Genomic DNA, 17053 nt, shown 5'->3' on the forward strand with positions numbered 1-17053 from the left:
TGATAGCAACTTTCCCCGCAGCCGTTTGGTGGCCCGCTATTTCCGCTTGCGCCGCCGTTTCCACCATACCAGGGTGCCCGTCAGCAAGAACAGCAAGGGCATCAATCCGAAGACGGTAATGAAAGCCCGCCCGGCCACGCCAAAGGCCTGGCCCGAATGCAGGGGGAATTGCCAACCCAGGAAGCGCTCGCCATACGAGGCCGTGAGCGGATCGCGGATGCGCAGGGCGATGCCGCTGCGCGCGTCCAGCGTCAGGCGCGTGGCGCCGTCGCCATGGGCGATTTCGCCAGGCTGGCGCACCCGGACGTCATACGGCTGGTCCGTCCTGGCCGGCAGCACGAGGCGCGAGACGCGCGCCTGCGGATACAACTGCTGCGCGGCGGCCATCGCCTGGCCGGCATCGAGCACGGCGCCGTCCTGCTGCACATTCTTCAGTTTGACGCTATCGGGCAGCGTCGACACCAGGCCCACCAAGGGCACGACCAGTTGCGGCAAATTGAAATAGATACCGGAAAAGGCGATCACGGCCAGCACGGGTGCGGCAAAAAAGCCCGCCGCCTTGTGAAACGTATAGTGGAAACGCGGCCAGGAACCGCCATGCGACACCGTCAAGGCGCGCCGGATGGCCGTCCATTGCAGGCGAGGCCACCACAGATAGATGCCGCTCAAGGCCATCAGCAACAGCATCACGCCGGAGATGCCGGTGATGGTCTTGCCTGCCTCGCCGGATAATAAATAGCGGTGCAAATGAAACATGCCGGACATCAGCAGCGGGCGCGTGAGGCCGAAACGGCCCCAATCGCGCTCGCCTTTGACTTGCAAGGTGTAAGGATCGACCATCACCTGGCGCACGATGGCCTGGCGGAAGGGGGACGGCTTGCCGGCCTGGCGGTATGAGGCCACGTACACATCGCGCGCATCGGCGGGCGGATTGAGTTGCGAGGGCTTGCCGTAGACGGGATCGGCCGAGAGAGCGTCCACCACCGCTTGCAAGGTGCGCGGCGTGACCTGGAAAGCCTGGCCGGGCGCGGGCGTGCTCGCCTGCAGCAGGGTTGGATTCAGATACGCGTCGAGTTCCGGCATCCAGGCGATGGCGGAACCCGTCAAGCCCAGCAGGACGAACAGGGCGCCGAACCACAGGCCCGCGTACAAGTGCAGTTTGCTGATCAACCATTTGCTGGGGCGTTGCGACATGGAAACTCTGGTAAATTTTGGGCTGCGGAACGATAGCATGAAAGACAGGCACAATCGGCGTCACAGCAAATAACACGCTCACGATGACGTTGGAATACGGTAGAGACGAGCGTTTCGGCACCATGGTCGAGCGCATCGGCATCGCGGGGTTATGTTGCACGGCATACACTTTCGCCTATACTTACCGAAAGGAAAACCATGACCCCCTCCCGCTTCCTCGCCGTCACGCTGGGCCTGCTCAGCCCACTGCTGCACCTGGGCGCCCATGCCGCCGATTTCACGGTATCGAGCACCGACATCGCCCCCGGCCAGACCCTGGCGAGCGCGCAAGTGTTCCAGGGCTTCGGCTGCACGGGTGGCAACCAGTCGCCGCAATTGTCGTGGCACGCTGCGCCAGCCGGTACCAAAAGCTATGCCATCACCCTGTACGACCCGGACGCGCCTACCGGTAGCGGCTGGTGGCACTGGAGCGTCTTCAATGTGCCCGCCAGCACTACTTCCTTGCCGGGCGGCGCCACGGCCAGCACCCTGCCAGCGGGCGCCGTGCAAGGACGCAACGATTACGGCGACAACTCCTACGGCGGCGCCTGCCCGCCGCCCGGCGACCAGCCGCACCGCTACCAGCTCACGGTCTGGGCCTTGAGCGTGGACAAGCTGCCACTGGACCAGCAGGCCAGCGGCGCCATGCTCGGCTACATGCTCAACGCCAATGCACTGGGCAAGGCGCAGCTGACGGGACTGTATGGCAGATGAAATGGAAGCGGTTGCCCTGAGCGAACTGCGCATCGCCCACGGCACCATCGAGGCGCGCCGCGCGCAAACCCTGCGCCGCGTGCCCGTCTTCCAGAGCGCCCTGTGCCGCGTGCGGCTAGGAACAAAACTGCTGGAATGGGGCGCTCGCCAGGCGCGCGCCGGCACGGGCGACGTGGTGCTGATGCCGGCGGGCCAGGAACTGGGCGTGGCCAACCTGCCCGGCGCGCAAGGCTACCGGGCGGAAGTGCTGAGTTTTTCACCAGCCCTCATCGCCCGTTTCCGTGCGCGCCATGGCGGCCTCGTCGATACCCAGCTGCAGCAGGCGGCTACGGCCAGCCTGTGCGTACCGCTCGATCCCCACGCAGCGCTGGCCTGGGACCAGCTGATGGCCAGCCTGGCCACGGGCAGCCCGCCCGCGCTGCTGGCGCACCAGGCCGAAGGCTTGCTGCTGGCCCTGGCCTTGGGCGGCCATTGCGGCCCGCTGCTGCTGGACCGCCGCGATCCGCTGGCCGCGCGCGTGCAGCAAGTACTGTTGCTGGACCCGGGCGCAGACTGGAGCGTTGCCATGGTGGCATCAAAATTGCACCTGGGCGCTTCCACCCTGCGCCGCCAGCTGGCCCTGGAACAGCGCCATTTCCGTGCCATCCTGGAAGACGTGCGCCTGGGACTGGCCTTGCAGGAATTGCAATCTGGCATCTTACCCATCGGCGACATCGCCGCCGCCTGCGGCTACGCCTCGCCGTCGCGCTTTGCGGCCCGCTTCCGCCAGCACTACGGCCTGTCGCCACGCGACTTGCGCGCCACCCTGTAAGCTCGCGCTAGCGCAAAATACGCAACAAGCGCTGACAGCAGGGCGATTTTCTTGCTACTATGCGCCCATGTCTTCCCGCCAGCCCACCCGCAAGCTTGCTCATCACGGTGCCGCCGCCCTCGCGCGCACGCCGTGGCGCCTGTGCGTGGCGCTGTTCAGTGCGCTGGCCCTCGTGTTCCTGCTGTCGACGGCCGCCTCGCACCTGCACAAGACGACCCTCGACGCGGAAGAGTGCGCGCTGTGCGCCACGGTCATCGACAAGGTGGCCGATATCGCCGTGCCGCCGGCCATCACCGAACCGCCCGCCCAGTTACTGCCCTACCGCTTGCTGGCCATCGCGCCCGCCACCCTGGCACCCGTCGCCGCCCTCACCCTGCCGCCTGTGCGCGGCCCGCCTGCCGCCTCACTGTAGTTCCCACGCTGTCTTTCCTTTTTCAGGTTGTCCCTTGCCGCGCTTTCATGCGCGCCGGGCCGCCTGGCGTTGACTATTTTTGAGGTTTACCATGCAACACACTCCCCGTTTGAGCGCGCTGTCGCTCGCCCTTGCCAGCCTGTTTACTGTTTCCGCCCACGCCGCCGAAGCCACCACCGCCACCGATGCTGCACCGCAAGACATGCAAAAAGTGCAAGTCACGTCCGCCCATTTGAAAAGCGCGCGCATCGAACTGTCGCCGAAAGTCGGCACCACCATCTACAGCATCGACAGCCACATGGTCGACATGCTGGGCCAGGGCGACAACACGCCATTCAATGAAGTGCTGCTGCGCTTGCCGGGCGTATCGCAGGATTCGAAGGGTTCCGGTGCGCTGCACGTGCGCGACGACCATGCCAATGTGCAATACCGCATCAATGGCGTGCAGCTACCGGAAAGCATCAGCGGTTTCGGCCAGTCGATCGACACGCGCTTGATCGACAAGACGGATTTCATGACGGGCGCCTTGCCGGCCCAGTTCGGCCTGCGTACGGCCGGGATTGTCGATATTGAAACGAAGGAGGGGGGACTCACGCCAGGCGGGCGCATCGGCATCATGGTCGGCAGCCACGACCATGTGGAGCCGAGTGCCGAATTTTTCGGCAGCGTCGGCAAGTTCAATTACTACCTGTCCGGCAGCTACCTGGGCAATTCCCTGGGCGTGGAAAACCCGCAAGACACGCGCAGTGCCCTGCACGACAAGACGCGCCAGAATAAATCGTTCGGCAGCCTGTCATATTTCCTCGATGACAACACGCGCCTGGGCGCCATGTTCGGCACCTATAACGGCCGCTTCCAGATTCCCAACAATCCGAACCAGGCGCCGGGCTTTTCGCTCGATGGCCACAGCGATGCGCAGGCGGGCACGTCCAGCCTGCCATCGTCGCAGCTGAATGAAAACCAGCGCGAAGTGAACCGCTTCCTCGTGCTGTCGCTGCAAAAAAGCCTGGGCGACGTCAATTACCAGGTGTCGGCCTTCCACCAGTATTCGGAACTGCACTTCACGCCCGATGCCATTGGCGACCTGATCTACAACGGCGTGGCCTCGGACTCGCGCCGCGCGAACAGCGCCTCCGGTGCCCAGTTCGACATCAGCTACAAATTGCACCAGGACCACACCGTGCGCGCGGGCCTGGCCTACACGCGCCAGAAAACGACGAGCGACAACACGGTGGCCGTCTTCCCCGCCATGGACGGCGCGCAAACCTCCAGCACGCCGATCACGGTGCTGGACAACAGCGGCAAGACGGGCACCCTGGCCAGTTTTTACCTGCAGGATGAATGGCATATCAGCAAACCCCTGACCCTCAACTATGGCGCCCGCTTCGACAAGGTCTCGGCCTACACGAGCGAGCAGCAATGGAGCCCGCGCGTCAATCTGGCGTACCAGATCGCGCCGGGCACGGCCCTGCACGCAGGCTATTCGCGCTACTTCACGCCACCGCCGCAGGAACTGGCGGCGCAGGGCAGCATCGACCTGTATGCGAACACGACGAATGCGCCGGAAATTGGCCAGTCGGACAACGTCAAGGCCGAGCGCACGCATTACTACGACGTGGGCATCAGCCACCAAGTCAGCCAAAAGCTGACCGTGACGGCGGATGTGTATTATAAAAAAATTAATAACCTGCTGGACGAAGGCCAGTTCGGCCAGGCATTGATCTTGACGCCATTCAACTATGCGGACGGCTACGCCAAGGGCCTGGAGTTATCCGCCATCTACAGCGAGAAAAACTGGGGCCTGTTCCTCAACGCCAGTACGCAAAAGGCGCAGGGACGCAACATCAATTCGGGCCAGGCGCTGTTTGGCGCCGATGAGTTGAATTACATCAGTAAACACTATGTCTACCTCGATCACGACCAGAAGTACACGCTGTCCGGTGGTGGCCATTATCACTTTGGCGATTCACAAGTGAGCGCTGACTTCCTGTATGGCAGCGGCCTGCGCTTGACCCCGGACGGCGGCGCGCCGAATTCCGGACATTTGCCGAGTTACTTCACTGTCAATACGGCGCTCACGCACACGTGGAAAAATACGCCGGTCGGCAAGGTGGAAGGACGGCTGGCCCTGATCAACCTGTTCGACAAGTCGTATCTGCTGCGCGACGGTTCCGGCGTGGGCGTGGGGGCACCGCAATACGGCGCCCGCCGCAGCCTGTACGCGGGCCTGTCGACAAGCTTTTAACCGTTACGTGCGAAGACGGCGGCAGGGTGCAACGCCTGCCGCTGTCGGTTGCCGTCAGGACTCAGCTATCGTCCCACTAGGCGCGAAGTAGCAAAAAAAAGCCGCCCGGCTCTGCAGCGGGCGGCTTTGATCTGGCGCAAGGGGCTTAGAAATTCAGCGCCGATTCCACGCCGGCGCTATGCGCCTGTTCATCCGCGTGGTACGAGCTGCGCACCATGGCGCCCACGGCGGCGTGCGTGAAGCCCATTTTATACGCTTCCTCTTCGAACATCTTGAACACGTCCGGGTGCACGTAGCGGCGCACGGGCAAGTGGCTGTTCGACGGTGCCAGGTATTGGCCGATGGTCAGCATGTCGATGTCGTGCTCGCGCATGTCGCGCATGACTTGCAGGATTTCCTCGTCCGTCTCGCCCAGGCCCACCATGATGCCCGACTTGGTTTTCACGTCAGGGTACATGGCCTTGAAATCTTTCAGCAGTTTCAAGGAATGCAGGTAGTCCGAACCAGGGCGCGCTTCCTTGTACAGGCGCGGCGCCGTTTCCAGGTTGTGATTCATCACGTCAGGCAAGCCATCCTTGAACAACAGCAGGGCTTTTTCCAGGCGGCCACGGAAGTCCGGCACCAGCACTTCGATGCGGGTGTTCGGCGACAGGGCGCGCGTTTGCTGGATGCACTCGACGAAGTGGCCGGCACCGCCGTCGCGCAAGTCATCGCGGTCGACGGAAGTGATGACGACGTAGTTCAAGCGCAGCTTGGCGATGGTTTTCGACAGGTTGGCCGGCTCTTCCTTGTCCAGCGGATCAGGACGGCCATGGCCGACGTCGCAGAACGGGCAGCGGCGCGTGCACTTGTCACCCATGATCATGAAAGTGGCCGTACCCTTGCCGAAGCATTCACCGATATTCGGGCAGCTGGCTTCTTCGCACACGGTCACGAGCTTGTTTTCGCGCAGGATGTCCTTGATTTCATAGAAACGCGTCGATGCCGACGCGGCCTTGACGCGGATCCAGTCCGGCTTTTTCAGGCGCTCGATCTGCTCGATCGGGACGATCTTGATCGGGATGCGCGACGTCTTGCTGGCGCCTTTTTGCTTTTCGCTCGGGTTGTAGGCGGGAGCGGCGGGGGCGGTGCTGGAAATGGTCTCAGAAGTCATGGCTGCAAGCCCTTGTCGGGCGAGTTGGTTTGTTTGCTCAGGCATCTGCTGCCTGAGGCGCGCCTGCGGCGCTGTTTACTTCGCTTACATCGAGTAATACGGTCAATTCGTGGGCCAGGGCCCGCTGCACTTCGGCCAGCGGCACCACGACGCCCATGCTGCGCATGTCCACCGTCTTCAGGCCGGAATAGCCGCAGGGGTTAATCCAGGAAAACGGCGCCAGGTCCATCGCCACGTTGAGCGATACGCCATGGTAGGTGCAGCCGTTGCCGCGCACTTTCAAGCCCAGCGCGGCGATCTTCGCACCCTTGCTAGGCCCGCCGGCAATATAGATGCCAGGCGCGCCATCGATGCGCTCGCCAGCGAGATTATACGCCGCCAGCACGTTGATGATGGCTTGCTCGATTTTATGCACGAACTGGCGCGCATACAGCTTGCCGCCCGGCTTGTTGCGGCGCAGATCCATCAACAAATAAATCACCACCTGGCCGGGACCGTGGAACGTCACTTCGCCGCCCCGGTCCGTCTGCACCACAGGCACATTCTCTGCGCCGGCCAGCAAATGGCCGCGGTCGGCCGCCAGGCCCAGCGTGAACACGGGCGGATGCTCGACGATCCACAATTCGTCGCGCGTGTCCGTCGTGCGCGCATCGGTGAAGGCGCGCATGGCGGCAAAGGTCGGCTCGTAATCGACGCGGCCCAGCTCGCGGATCAGCGCCACTTCGGTTCGGGTGGTGGTCATGACAGATTCAGTGCTCAAGCGGCGAAGCCGTGATTATAAGCCAGGCCGCCATTTCATTCAGCCGCGGGCGCGGGCAACAGCAACAAATTGCCCAATTTTTGTGCAGCGTGGCGCACCTGGGCCAGGCTCAGCGCCGTGTAGCCCAGCAGCACGGCCGGCGCCAGCTTTGCGCTATGGCAAAAATCACCAAGCGGCTGCAGCGCCAGCCCCTCCTGCGCGGCACGCGCGCAAAACGCCCGCTCGTCGCTGTCCGGCGGCAGCCACAGCACGCAATGGAAGCCCGCCTGCTGGCCGGAAATGGCGTAGCGCCCGGGGGCGATCTGCTCGAGGCAGGCCAGCAGCAGATCGCGCCGCTCCTTGTAGGCCAGGCGCGCCTGGCGCAGATGGCGCACGAAAGCGCCTTCCTCCATCCAGGCGGCCAGCGCCAGCTGCTGGGTCACGCCCACGGAGCGGCCCGTCAACTGCACGATGCGCAACAGTTGCGGGCGCAAGGCGGGCGGCAGCACCATGAAGCCCACGCGCAGGCCGGCAAACAGCGTCTTGTTAAAACTACCACAATAGATCACGCGCTGATACTGGTCCAGCGCCTTCAGGGCCGCCAGCGGTGCGCTGTGGTAATTGAATTCGCTGTCGTAATCGTCTTCCACCACCCAGGCACCGTGGTCATTCGCCCATTCCAGCAAGGCCAGGCGGCGCGTGACGGACATGGTCACGCCCAGCGGCGACTGGTGCGCCGGCGTCACATACGCCAGGCTGGCGTCCGCGTGCGCGGCCAGGGCCGCGCAATCGATGCCCTCGGCGTCGACGGCTATGTCCACGGGCACGGCACCCGCCAGGGAGAACAGGGCGCGCGCGGCCGGGTAGCCGGGCTCTTCAAGGCAAACCTTGTCGCCATCGCGCACGATGCTGCGCGCCAGCAAATCGATCGCGTGGCGGATGCCGGTCGTGACAACGATGTCTTGCGGATCGCAGCGGATGCCGCGGTACTTGGCGAGGAAATCGGCGATCTGCTGGCGCAACTGGGGCAAGCCGGCCGGATCGGCGCTGCACAGCTGCTCCGGCGTGGCAGCCGCCAGCGCCCGCGTGGCGCACTTGGACCAGGCGGCCATGGGAAACAGGCTGGCGTCGGCGCGCCGGGCAACGAAGGGCAAGCCGTCGCGCACGCCCGTGTCCGGGGCCGATGCGGGCACGACGGCCGACGCGGCCGGGGCGGCATCGCCGAAGCCTGCCATCAGGAAACGTTCCGGCACCACGGCGCACACGCGCGTGCCGGACCCGGGCACGCGCGTCACGTACGCTTCCGCATGCAGGCGGTCGAATACCGTTTCAATGGTGCCGCGCGACAACTCCCAGCGTTCGGCCAGGGTGCGGCTGGACGGCAAACGGCTGCCCGCCGGCAGCATCTTCGTCAGGATGGCCGAGCGCAGCGCTTCATAGGCGCCATCCTGCTTGTTGACGCCCGCCTTGGCTAGCCAGCTGGTGGGGCGGGGCAAATCCAGGGCGTGCGGTGATTTTCCTCGCGGCATGATAATCGTCCAAGTGGTCCAATGCGTTTTCTGATGACTGGCACTTCGCATTACACCACAACCGTTCTACTCTCACCGTTCTGGTGCGCCAGCGGGGCGCACGCATGAAGGAACACATGAGAGGATCGTGTAAAACAATGCAGAAACAACTCGCTGTATGGGCCTGGGGCGGCATCGTGCTGCTGCTGGTCTGCCTGTCGCGCATCAGCATCGACATCTATTTACCATCGCTGCCGGCCATGGCCGATGCCCTGCATGCCAGCGATGCCCAGCTGCAACTGACCCTGAGCCTGTTCATGGCCGGCTCGGCCGCCTCGATGCTGGCTTGCGGGCCGCTGGCCGACCGTTACGGCCGCCGTCCCGTGCTGCTGGCCGGCACCGGCATTTATGTGCTCGCCAGCATCGTCTGCAGCCTCACTTCCGATGTGCATGTGCTGATCGCCGCGCGCGTGCTGCAGGCGTTCGGCGGCTGCAGCGGCACCATCATCGGCCGGGTCATGGTGCGCGACCGCTTCGATGCCGCCACGCAGGCGCGCATGCTGGGGAAAATCTCGATGGTGATGGGCCTGTCGCCGATCCTGGCGCCGCTGGCCGGCAGCGTGCTCGATGCGGCGTTCGGCTGGCGCGCCGTATTTGGCGTGCTGTGCCTGCTGGGCGCGCTGTCGCTGGGCTTGATCGCCGCCTACGTGCCGGAAACCAAGCCGGCCAGCGTCGTTCCACAGGGAAATACCCTGGCGCTATACCGACGCCTGCTGGGCGACGCGTATTTCCTGCGCTATGCGCTGGCCATCGGCTGCGTGTATTGCACGTATTTCCCCTTCATCGCGGAATCGTCCGTGTTGTTGCAAAGAGGCATGCATCTGTCGCCCGGCGCCTATGCGCTGGTGTTCGCGCTGACGGTCAGCGGCTATATCGCAGGGTCGAGCCTGTTCCGCGCCCTGGGACCGCGTCTGGGTGCCGATTATCTGCTGGGTGTGGCGGTGCTGTTGAATGTGGCGGGCGCGGCTTGCTTGTTGCTGGCTGGCAGCCTGGCGCCGCAGTACGTGGCGTCGCTGGTGGCGCCCATGCTGCTGGTGATGGTGTCGGTGGGCATGGCCATCCCGGCTTGCCAGCTGGCCGTGCTGCAGCCGTATGGCGCCCAGGCGGGCAGCGCCTCTGGCCTGTTCTTCTTCGTCCAGATGGCGCTCACGGCCGGCTGCGGCGCCATCATCGCTGCCATCACGGACGGCAGCGAAAAACCGCTGCTATGGGTAACGGCGGCGGCCAGCGCGGCCTTTGCCCTGGTGTGGCGGCTGACGAAACGCCAGCCCGCCAGGGCAACAGCATGTCTTACATGACGATCTTGACCATCGGGTGGCCCGACAGCGCCATGTACAGCGCGTCGAGCTGTTCGCGGCTGATGGCGCGCACGGTGACGGTCAGGCCCGTGTAATTGCCCTTGCCCGAGGGGCGCTCTTCCATGCGGCCCACGTGGAAGGTCGGATCGTGGCTGATGACCAGTTCCAGCATGGTCGGGGCGAAGTCGACATGCGTCGGGCCCATGATCTTGATGGGAAAGTCGCTCGGGTATTCAATCAGCGATTCGCTGGGAGGAATCGTGACTTCGGTGGGTGGGGTCGTTTGCATGGGAAATCCAATCAGTGCCGGTCAGAACAGGCGGCGCGGCGCATGGCGCGCGGCGACTGCATAAAAGCGTATTGTAGCCAACTTTGGCAGCGCCTGCGCCCGTTGCCATGGCGCCGGCGTGGCGGAAAAAAAAAGCCAGCTTTGTAAGCTGGCGAAAACTATTTCGTTTGAACAAAATAGCCGGAAAAATCGGTGTTGTCATGCAGTGGAGAAGCAGTGGTCGTACTGTAGACAAAATACGCCGCCATTACCCTCTGCATGCGACGAACTGCCGCTTTTTCGGCCTGAATGTCGATACGGCGCGACAGGCGGTGCGGCAAGCTCTGTCAACGCTGCGCTTCCTGCATCCGACCATTGCGGCCGGGGCCGCCGCGCTCATGGTTGCGCTCCCGCGGCGGATTGGCGCGCTCGCTACCGCGCGCATCAAAGGGACGCTCGATGCCAGGGCGCGGCTGAGGCCGTTCGGCGCGGGGCCGCTCCTCGCCGCTCCACCCGGGGCGGCCCACCTGGTCTTGCACCGGTGGCAAGGCCGGCATCGCCGGCATCAGGGGCTGCGGCGGCTGGACCGGCACGGGTGGCCGATTCGGCTGCATGGGACGCGGCGCCATGTGCGTCTGGCCATCGTCCGTCTGCAAGCGGCCAGGGCGGTTGACCCAGTCGCGGCGGAAACCATCTTGCTGGCGCGGCGCCTCCACGGGGCGCTGCCAGTTGCCCGCCGGCGCAGGCGGCGTGCTCAAGGGCATGCTTTGCAGCACCGGTGGCGGCATGATGGTGCGGTGACTGCGTTCGCGTTCACCCGCCACGGAGCGGCGCCCTTCGGCCACGCGGTTGATGCGGCGTTCATAATCCGCGCTGGCGCGGTAGCCGGGCACGTAGCGCTCGTGCGGCGCCAAGGGAAACCAGCCCACGTCGGGGCGCGATCCTTGCTGCGGCCGAGCATTCGGCCCATGAACACCACCGACCCAGCCCACCAGGGCCGGCGCCCAAGGCACGCGGGCGCGCTCGCGGCCAGGGGCCCAGCCCCAGCGGTGGCCCAGCAGCACCCAGCGGCCATAATGCGAGGGTGCATAACCCCACGGCGCATTGTCGACCCAGGTCCAGCCCCATGGCGCGATCCACGTCCAGCGCCCGTCGCTGTAGGGCGCCCAGCCGGCCGGCACCGTGCTGGGCAGCCACAGGGGGCCATATTGCGCATCGTCCTGCCAGGCGCCATAGCGGTCCAGCTCTTCATAGCCGGTGGTATCTTCCGTGACATAGCGCAAGGCCGGCGCGGCGGCAGGCAAGGCTACGGGCCAGTTGTCGAAGGCGACCCTCTGCACGGCGCCCGTGCGCAATTGCTCGTCCGTCAACTCGGCGCGCTTGCCCGCCCGCAAGGTCACGCTGCCCGTCGCGCCATCCACCTCGGCCGCCCCGTCGAGCACGCTGATGACGCTGGTGCCAGGCGGGCGCCCCGCCTCGATGCGTACCCAGCCCGGCTCGGTGAGAGTCACGCGCGCCTGGGCCGTGGTCAGCGCGAAGCCGCGCAGCGCATCGGGATTGCGCACCCGCACGCTGACTGTGCCATAGCCAAGATGCAGCTTGAAACTGTCGTCATCGAGTTCGCTCACTTCCAGCTCGGAATCGCCATCGAGGCGCACGGCCGCTGCGCCCACGCGCAATTCGGCCAGCGCACCGCGCTGGGTGGTCAAGCGGTTATCCGTCGTGACGGGCCAGTTCAGCAGGGCGTTTTGCGCCTCGCCATCGCCGGCGCGCACCAGCACCTGCCCTTCGACAGTAGAAATGCGCCCCACGCGGGCGGGCGGGTCCCCGGCCAGAGCCAGGGAGCACGCCGACGACAGCAGTACGGCGCACACGGTGTTGAGGAGGGGGAAAGACAGGATCGGACGCATGGCAGCGCTCCAGGCAGGACTTACAAGGGTGATTGCTAGCGATTACATCCGCATCCGGCCGGCATCGCAAGCGGGCTTACAAATGTTTGCAAGTTGTCCTGGTTCAGGAAGCCGCCTGGCTGCCACGCTTGACGAAGAACAGGGCGGCGCCGACGGCCATCAGCAAGCCGCCAAAGAAGCGGTTCTGCTTTTTCACGGCGCGCGCGTCGCGGAAAAACCGCTGCATCGACGATGCCAGGAAAGCGTAGCTGTGCATCACGATCTGATCGATCGTGCACATGGTGACGGCCAGGATCAGCAGTTGCGGCAGTAGCGGCGCCGTGGGGCTGATGAATTGCGGCAGTACCGCCACCATGAAGATGATGCCCTTCGGATTCGTCACATTGGTCAGAAAACCCGTCAGCACGCGCCGGCGCATGGAAGGCACGACAGCATCGGCATGCAGGTCGCCCGTGACGGCCGCCTTGGCGCGCCACTGGGACAGGCCCAGGTAGATCAGGTACAGCGCGCCCACCGTCTTGACGATATTGAAGGCCACTTCGGAAGCCAGCAGCAGGGAACCCACGCCGGCGCCGGCGATGCCCAGCACGACAAGCAGTCCCAGCTGCAGGCCGAGGATGGTGGCGCTGGCTTTTTTCACCCCGTACGACAGGCCGTGCGACATCGACAGCACGGCGCCCGAGCCGGGCGAGACGGCGATGATGGAGGCCGCGATGACAAAGGTGATCCAGGTGGCCAGGTGCATACGATGTCCAAAAATGGTGACGAGGAGCAATTTTAACCCAGCCCGTGCGGCCCTGCCGGTTCAGCCTGAGGTAAGATCACCGTCACGCCTTCCCTTGCCGTACAACCAAGAATAACATCATGAAAAACAACAGTTTCCTCGTACCAAGATTCTCTGCCACCACTGCGGGAGCCCGCTGAGATGGCCGGCTCCAGCCTGCTGGCCCTGCTCGACGACATCGCCAGCATCCTCGACGACGTTTCCCTGATGACCAAGGTGGCCGCCAAGAAGACGGCCGGCGTGCTCGGTGACGACCTGGCCCTGAACGCGCAGCAGGTGGCCGGCGTGCGCGCCGAGCGCGAACTGCCCGTCGTGTGGGCCGTCGCCATCGGCTCGCTGAAAAAAAAGGCCATCCTCGTACCCGCCGCGCTGGCCATCAGCGCATTTGCGCCGTGGGCCATCACGCCGCTGCTGATGGTGGGCGGTGCCTATCTGTGCTTCGAGGGTTTCGAGAAGATTGCCCACAAGTATCTACATCCGGACGACAGCCACAAGGCCGAACTGGCACAGGCGCTGCGCGACCCGCAAGTCGACCTGGTGGCGCTGGAAAAGGACAAGATCAAGGGCGCCATCCGCACCGACTTCATTTTGTCGGCGGAAATCATCGTCATCGCCCTGGGCACGGTGGCCACGGCCACCTTCGCCCAGCAGGTGACCGTCGTCGTCGGCATCGCCATCATCATGACGGTGGGCGTGTATGGCCTGGTGGCCGGCATCGTCAAGCTCGATGACGCGGGATTTTATCTGGCCGCGCGCAAGGGTACCGGCGCGCTGATGAATGCCGTGCGCGGCTTTGGCCGCATGCTGGTGTCGGCGGCGCCGAAACTGATGAAATTTCTCTCCGTGGTGGGCACGCTGGCCATGTTCATGGTCGGCGGCGGCATTTTGACGCACGGCTGGCCGTGGGCCAGCGGCCTGCTGCACCATGCGGAAATTGCCCTCGGCGGCGTAGCCGGCATCGGCCCCGTGCTGGCAGCCGTCACGCCCAGCCTGATCAACGCCGTGGCCGGCGTCATCGCCGGTGGCCTGGTGCTGGCCGGTGTCACGGCCGTGTCGGCTTTATTGCGCAGGCTCAAATCGCACAAATGAGCTTTCTGGTCTGATGGGACGGCGGGCGCATCCGTGCCTGCCGTCCCGGCCATGCCGGCGGCGCCCGCTGTCCATGGAGACCCTATGCAGACTACCCCCATCCACCGTCCCAGCAGCGCCTTCATCGGCGCCTCCTGGGCGGCATTGCTGATCGGCGCCATCACCTATGTGTCCGGCCTGTGGAATGCCGGCATGGCTCTCAACGAAAAGGGCTATTACTTCACGCTGCTCATGTATGGCCTGTTCGCCGCCATCTCGCTGCAAAAATCCGTGCGCGACCGCAGCGAGGGTATCGCCGTGACGGGGATTTACTTCGGCCTGTGCTGGGTTTCCGTACTGCTGGCCTTGCTGTTATTGACGGTGGGCCTGTGGAACGCCAGCCTGCAAAACAGCGAGAAGGGTTTCTATGCCATGGCATTTCTGCTCAGCCTGTTTGCGGCCGTGGCCGTGCAAAAGAATGTGCGCGACGTGGCGCGCGCCTCGGCTGGCGCACCGGCCGAGGCGCCGGGAACTTAAACACCGGCGGCGCATCTATCTTTGTATCCATGTCGGGAGAGGGTGATGGGCGACCAGCAGAAACGTTTACAGATGGCACTGGAGGCGGCCCACATGGCGCTTTGGGATTCGCGCATCGTCGATGGCCAGGTCATTGATGGCACGGTCAGCTGGTCGGCCAAGGGCGCCGCCTTGCTGGGCCGGGAAGAACGCGCGCTGACACAGCCATTCCGCACCTTTCTCGACTGGGTGCACGTCAGCGACCGCAACAAGGTCGTCGGCGTGCTGCAAGATGGCGTGCGCCGGCGTGGCAGCTACGCCCTGCAATACCGCATCGTCTGGCCCGACGGCAGCGAACACTGGCTGGCGGCCAAGGCCCAGGTCTTCATGGATGGCGGCGGCCATCCCGAGCGCACGCTGGGCATCATCTGGGATGTCACCGAGCACATGCTGCGCGAACTCATGATCGCCGAGCGCAAGGAGCTGGCCGAAGTGACGCTCAGCTCCATCGGTGACGGCGTCATCACCACCGATCCGCGGGGCAAGACGCGCTACCTGAACCGCGTGGCCGAGCAATTGACGGGCTGGACCAATGACATGGCGCAGGGCCTGGATATCGGACTGACCTTGCCGCTGGCCGATGAACGCACGGGCGCCGCCATCGAGCACGTGGCCATGCGCTGCCTGCAACAGCGCCAGGCCATCGGCATATCGAGCCGCTCGCAGCTGATCACGCGCGAAGGGCGGCGCATCGCCATCGAGGATTCCGCCGCCCCCATCTGGTCGCGCGACGGCGACATCCTCGGCGCCGTCGTCGTGTTTCGCGACGTCAGCCACGAACGCAAGCTGAGCCAGCAGTTGTCGTGGCAAGCCACGCACGACACCTTGACGGGCTTGATCAACCGGCGCGAGTTCGAACGCCTGGTGGCCGGCGCACTGCGCACGGCCAAGCAGGAAGGCCACGCGCATGCGCTGCTGTACCTGGACCTGGACCAATTCAAGGTCATCAACGACACCTGCGGCCACGGCGCCGGCGACGTGCTGCTGCAGTTGCTGGCCAAGATGCTGCAGGGAGAGATGCGCGACAGCGACATCCTGGCCCGCCTCGGTGGCGACGAGCTGGGCGTGCTGCTACCCCACTGTCCGCTCGACCATGCGCGCCTGATCGGCGACCAGCTGCGCCAGTCCGTCCGCCAATTCCACTTCGCCTGGGACGAAAGCAGCTTCGAGCTGGGCGTGAGCATCGGCATCGTGGAAATCAACCAGGACAGCAAGTCCATGAGCGAGTTGCTGAGCGCCGCCGACCAGGCTTGCTACCTGGCCAAGGAACAGGGGCGCAACCGCCTGCACGTGTACCAGGAGTCCGACGTCATGCTGGCGCAGCGGCATGGTGAAATGCTGTGGATTTCACGCCTGAACGAAGCCTTCGAACACAATTATTTCCGCCTATACGCCATGCCCATCGTGCACCTGCACGACAGCCCGGAACAGCACTACGAAGTGCTGATCCGCATCCGCAACAGCCAGGGTGATCTGATCTTGCCGGGCGCCTTCATTCCCGCCGCCGAACGCTACGACATGATGCTGTCCATCGACCGCTGGGTCATTCGCGCCGTCTGCGCGCATATCCGGAGCGTGCGCGACAGCCTGCCGCCCCTGGAAGCGCTGGCGCAAAGCCTGCGCCGCGCCCCGGCCTTGTATTCCGTCAACCTGTCGGGCATGTCGCTGGCCGACACGGGCCTGCAAGACTACATCACCGGGCAGTTCGTGCAGTACGCCATTGCGCCCGAGCAAATCTGCTTTGAAATCACGGAAACGGCCGTCATCGCCAACCTGCCCAAGGCGCAAGTATTCATGCGCCAGCTCAAGGCCATGGGCTGCCGCTTCTCGCTCGATGACTTCGGCAGCGGCTTTTCCTCGTTCGGCTACCTGAAGGCGCTTCCCGTCGACTACCTGAAAATCGATGGCGTCTTCGTGCGCGACATCGCCAGCAATGCCATCAACCGCGCGATGGTCAAGGCCATCAATGAAGTGGGCCACGTGATGGGCTTGAAAACGGTGGCCGAATACGTGGAAAACGCGGAAACCCTGGCCGTCATCCGCGAGTTGGGCATCGATTACGCGCAAGGCTATGCCGTGGGCGGCTTGCGACCGCTGACGGCGGGCGTGGATTAGCCGCCGCCGACAAACAGTGACTTTAAAACAATGCTGCATTGCTATCGCTAAATGCGTGCAAGCACGACCAATCTGGAGGATTTTGATCTACATCAATAAATTTGCGCAGGCGACTCCTTACACTGATCTCCATTCTTGCAATTGTGCAAGTCTTACTCA

At 64.4% G+C, this 17053-nt stretch carries 16 protein-coding genes; 8 read left to right on the forward strand and 8 right to left on the reverse strand.

Features of this window, described 5'->3' with window-relative positions; translation table 11 throughout:
• Positions 1 to 36: 36 nt before the first annotated feature.
• Positions 37 to 1194 carry a PepSY domain-containing protein gene (locus K0F85_RS20400; RefSeq protein ID WP_219117778.1) on the reverse strand — a complete coding sequence of 386 codons (1158 nt, stop codon included), beginning with the start codon at positions 1192 to 1194 and terminating at the stop codon, positions 37 to 39.
• 198 nt (positions 1195 to 1392) lie between these two features.
• Here K0F85_RS20400 and K0F85_RS20405 point away from each other — a divergent pair, with 198 nt between their 5' ends.
• From K0F85_RS20405 to K0F85_RS20420, 4 genes are all read left to right on the forward strand, one after another.
• A complete protein-coding gene (locus K0F85_RS20405) occupies positions 1393 to 1947 on the forward strand; it encodes a YbhB/YbcL family Raf kinase inhibitor-like protein (protein ID WP_219117779.1) in 555 nt (184 codons plus the stop codon).
• Positions 1937 to 2758, forward strand: a complete 822-nt coding sequence (locus K0F85_RS20410) for a helix-turn-helix transcriptional regulator (RefSeq protein WP_219117780.1) — start codon at positions 1937 to 1939, stop codon at positions 2756 to 2758. The genes K0F85_RS20405 and K0F85_RS20410 overlap by 11 nt, the downstream gene beginning before the upstream one ends.
• A 67-nt stretch (positions 2759 to 2825) precedes the next feature.
• Entirely contained in the window at positions 2826 to 3170 is a 345-nt protein-coding gene (locus K0F85_RS20415) for a hypothetical protein (protein ID WP_219117781.1), read from the forward strand.
• A gap of 91 nt (positions 3171 to 3261) precedes the next feature.
• Positions 3262 to 5415, forward strand: a complete 2154-nt coding sequence (locus K0F85_RS20420) for a TonB-dependent receptor (protein ID WP_219117782.1) — start codon at positions 3262 to 3264, stop codon at positions 5413 to 5415.
• Between the two features lie 145 nt (positions 5416 to 5560).
• On the opposite strand, the gene lipA is transcribed toward K0F85_RS20420, so the two are convergent.
• The 3 genes from lipA to K0F85_RS20435 are packed head-to-tail and all read right to left on the reverse strand — an operon-like array spanning position 5561 to position 8836.
• On the reverse strand, positions 5561 to 6568 hold the full coding sequence (gene lipA / locus K0F85_RS20425) for a lipoyl synthase (RefSeq protein ID WP_215410192.1): 1008 nt from the start codon (positions 6566 to 6568) through the stop codon (positions 5561 to 5563).
• 37 nt (positions 6569 to 6605) lie between these two features.
• The gene (gene lipB, locus K0F85_RS20430; protein WP_219117783.1) at positions 6606 to 7310 is read right to left on the reverse strand and encodes a lipoyl(octanoyl) transferase LipB; all 705 of its coding nucleotides are present in this window, start codon (positions 7308 to 7310) and stop codon (positions 6606 to 6608) included.
• Between the two features lie 53 nt (positions 7311 to 7363).
• Positions 7364 to 8836 (reverse strand): PLP-dependent aminotransferase family protein, encoded by a 1473-nt coding sequence (locus K0F85_RS20435; RefSeq protein WP_219117784.1) that lies wholly within the window; start codon positions 8834 to 8836, stop codon positions 7364 to 7366.
• Between the two features lie 137 nt (positions 8837 to 8973).
• On the opposite strand from K0F85_RS20435, the gene K0F85_RS20440 reads away from it, so the two are divergent.
• A complete protein-coding gene (locus K0F85_RS20440) occupies positions 8974 to 10173 on the forward strand; it encodes a multidrug effflux MFS transporter (protein ID WP_219117785.1) in 1200 nt (399 codons plus the stop codon).
• On the opposite strand, the gene K0F85_RS20445 is transcribed toward K0F85_RS20440, so the two are convergent.
• From K0F85_RS20445 to K0F85_RS20460, 4 genes are all read right to left on the reverse strand, one after another.
• The gene (locus tag K0F85_RS20445; RefSeq protein WP_070223235.1) at positions 10166 to 10462 is read right to left on the reverse strand and encodes a DUF493 family protein; all 297 of its coding nucleotides are present in this window, start codon (positions 10460 to 10462) and stop codon (positions 10166 to 10168) included. The two genes, K0F85_RS20440 and K0F85_RS20445, sit on opposite strands and share 8 nt — an antisense overlap.
• Before the next feature lie 158 nt (positions 10463 to 10620).
• Entirely contained in the window at positions 10621 to 10782 is a 162-nt protein-coding gene (locus K0F85_RS20450) for a hypothetical protein (RefSeq protein ID WP_219117786.1), read from the reverse strand.
• 6 nt (positions 10783 to 10788) lie between these two features.
• A complete protein-coding gene (locus tag K0F85_RS20455; protein ID WP_219117787.1) occupies positions 10789 to 12351 on the reverse strand; it encodes a DUF6600 domain-containing protein in 1563 nt (520 codons plus the stop codon).
• A 103-nt stretch (positions 12352 to 12454) separates the two neighbouring features.
• Positions 12455 to 13096, reverse strand: coding sequence for a LysE family transporter (locus K0F85_RS20460; RefSeq protein ID WP_219117788.1), 642 nt, complete (start codon positions 13094 to 13096; stop codon positions 12455 to 12457).
• Between the two features lie 180 nt (positions 13097 to 13276).
• Between K0F85_RS20460 and K0F85_RS20465 the strand changes: the two genes are divergently transcribed.
• The 3 genes from K0F85_RS20465 to K0F85_RS20475 all read left to right on the forward strand — a co-directional run bounded on the left by K0F85_RS20465 (position 13277) and on the right by K0F85_RS20475 (position 16894).
• Entirely contained in the window at positions 13277 to 14224 is a 948-nt protein-coding gene (locus K0F85_RS20465; RefSeq protein WP_219117789.1) for a DUF808 domain-containing protein, read from the forward strand.
• Positions 14225 to 14308: 84 nt separating this feature from the next.
• Positions 14309 to 14740 carry an inner membrane protein YiaA gene (yiaA, locus tag K0F85_RS20470; protein WP_219117790.1) on the forward strand — a complete coding sequence of 144 codons (432 nt, stop codon included), beginning with the start codon at positions 14309 to 14311 and terminating at the stop codon, positions 14738 to 14740.
• A 45-nt stretch (positions 14741 to 14785) separates the two neighbouring features.
• Complete coding sequence (locus K0F85_RS20475) at positions 14786 to 16894, forward strand: EAL domain-containing protein (RefSeq protein WP_219117791.1); 2109 nt, start codon at positions 14786 to 14788, stop codon at positions 16892 to 16894.
• Positions 16895 to 17053: the final 159 nt, after the last annotated feature.

The organism is Janthinobacterium sp. UMAB-56 (assembly GCF_900095265.1).
In the GTDB taxonomy this organism is placed as follows: domain Bacteria; phylum Pseudomonadota; class Gammaproteobacteria; order Burkholderiales; family Burkholderiaceae_D; genus Janthinobacterium.

Coding starts and splice junctions, on each gene's coding strand:
- K0F85_RS20400 (WP_219117778.1), bottom strand. CDS start 1,194: ATGTCGCAACGCCCCAGCAAATGGTTGATCAGCAAACTGCACTTGTAC.
- K0F85_RS20405 (WP_219117779.1), top strand. CDS start 1,393: ATGACCCCCTCCCGCTTCCTCGCCGTCACGCTGGGCCTGCTCAGCCCA.
- K0F85_RS20410 (WP_219117780.1), top strand. CDS start 1,937: ATGGCAGATGAAATGGAAGCGGTTGCCCTGAGCGAACTGCGCATCGCC.
- K0F85_RS20415 (WP_219117781.1), top strand. CDS start 2,826: ATGTCTTCCCGCCAGCCCACCCGCAAGCTTGCTCATCACGGTGCCGCC.
- K0F85_RS20420 (WP_219117782.1), top strand. CDS start 3,262: ATGCAACACACTCCCCGTTTGAGCGCGCTGTCGCTCGCCCTTGCCAGC.
- lipA (WP_215410192.1), bottom strand. CDS start 6,568: ATGACTTCTGAGACCATTTCCAGCACCGCCCCCGCCGCTCCCGCCTAC.
- lipB (WP_219117783.1), bottom strand. CDS start 7,310: ATGACCACCACCCGAACCGAAGTGGCGCTGATCCGCGAGCTGGGCCGC.
- K0F85_RS20435 (WP_219117784.1), bottom strand. CDS start 8,836: ATGCCGCGAGGAAAATCACCGCACGCCCTGGATTTGCCCCGCCCCACC.
- K0F85_RS20440 (WP_219117785.1), top strand. CDS start 8,974: ATGCAGAAACAACTCGCTGTATGGGCCTGGGGCGGCATCGTGCTGCTG.
- K0F85_RS20445 (WP_070223235.1), bottom strand. CDS start 10,462: ATGCAAACGACCCCACCCACCGAAGTCACGATTCCTCCCAGCGAATCG.
- K0F85_RS20455 (WP_219117787.1), bottom strand. CDS start 12,351: ATGCGTCCGATCCTGTCTTTCCCCCTCCTCAACACCGTGTGCGCCGTA.
- K0F85_RS20460 (WP_219117788.1), bottom strand. CDS start 13,096: ATGCACCTGGCCACCTGGATCACCTTTGTCATCGCGGCCTCCATCATC.
- K0F85_RS20465 (WP_219117789.1), top strand. CDS start 13,277: ATGGCCGGCTCCAGCCTGCTGGCCCTGCTCGACGACATCGCCAGCATC.
- yiaA (WP_219117790.1), top strand. CDS start 14,309: ATGCAGACTACCCCCATCCACCGTCCCAGCAGCGCCTTCATCGGCGCC.
- K0F85_RS20475 (WP_219117791.1), top strand. CDS start 14,786: ATGGGCGACCAGCAGAAACGTTTACAGATGGCACTGGAGGCGGCCCAC.